Raw genomic sequence first — 1,204 nt, forward strand, 5'->3', positions numbered from 1 at the left:
CTTTATCGGGCCTTTTTTAACGTTTAAAGTGTATTATTTTTTTGTTGTCTCTTTGTCCATCCACCTAAAAAGGGAATTTTATCACCATCAAATACCGCCTCTAAATCTCCAAAGTGAAAAAATTCTTCCTGATCGGGGTCATCATCTAAAACAGCCCAAAAACCTACCCTTTCGTCCTCTAATTGTGTTATATGGCCATGATAATATAGATCATCTTCTTCCTTAGATGTCCAATAGCGAACAACAATCGTTACATAGTCCCCTTCCTGATAAGGGAAATCCGTTAATCCTGGTCCGTATATACTGCCGTCTTTGTACTTTACTTTCATGGTCCCTGCCTCCTTATAATACAAAATCTTTCATGTTATTTTCTATTTCTTCATCCGTTATTCCAATATATCGTAAAGTAATTTCAGGGTGTGAGTGGTTAAGGATTGTTTGTAATTTAGCTATATTTTTAAACTGTTTGTAATGCCAAAATCCAAAGGGTTTCCGCATGGTATGGGTACCGATTCCGTCCTCAATATCCACCATTTAAGCTGTCGGTAGGCCTGAATCTGGGAGATAGGCTTATCTCCTTTAAGATTAGGAAACAGCCATTTTGTGCCCTCCAACGTCCTTACATAATCATTTAAATCATCGCAAATATTGGTTAAATAAATGATTCTAGGCTTTTCTGTTTTTCCTTCTTTCACCACGATTTTCTTTTTCTTCTTCACATCTTTCACTTTGAGTGTCAAAAGATCACTCACCCGAAGTCCCGTATTGATTCCTAACAGGAATAGGATGTAATCCCTTTCCCCACAAAATCGTTTAAGCGACCACTTGGGCAAATGACATGGACGCAGCAAACTTCTACGTTTTGCAACCTATTGTTTTATAAATATTCTATTTAGTCATTAAATTTACATCCTTCTAACTGCCTCATTCTTCCAGTATAAGTATCACGATTCATCCCTATGATTTCCTTCCAGTTAACTTTTTCTTGCTTGAGTTTCTTCGATGTTGGTTTATCTCTCTTACCCATTTGTTTAAGCTTCTTTCTTTGTTCGTGGTTAAAACCAAGGCTTTCACGTCCATTTTGTACACCCCAATAAAATTGTAAAAAATAAGCGTTAACCCTACTTGGATTAACGCTACACGTCAGTTTAATCAATAATTACAATTGTACCTATCTAAAAAAATTTTTTATAGCTTCAATACG

1 protein-coding gene and 1 pseudogene are annotated in these 1,204 nt (G+C 36.0%); both read right to left on the reverse strand.

The features are described from left to right. Window positions 1-23: 23 nt before the first annotated feature. A complete protein-coding gene (locus BIV60_RS27800; RefSeq protein ID WP_071358897.1) occupies window positions 24-329 on the reverse strand; it encodes a hypothetical protein in 306 nt (101 codons plus the stop codon). Window positions 330-342: 13 nt separating this feature from the next. Beyond that, window positions 343-851: pseudogene (locus tag BIV60_RS27805) on the reverse strand (tyrosine-type recombinase/integrase). Window positions 852-1,204 lie beyond the last annotated feature (353 nt).

Origin of the sequence: Bacillus sp. MUM 116, assembly GCF_001866655.1 — a bacterium.
GTDB lineage: Bacteria > Bacillota > Bacilli > Bacillales > Cytobacillaceae > Neobacillus.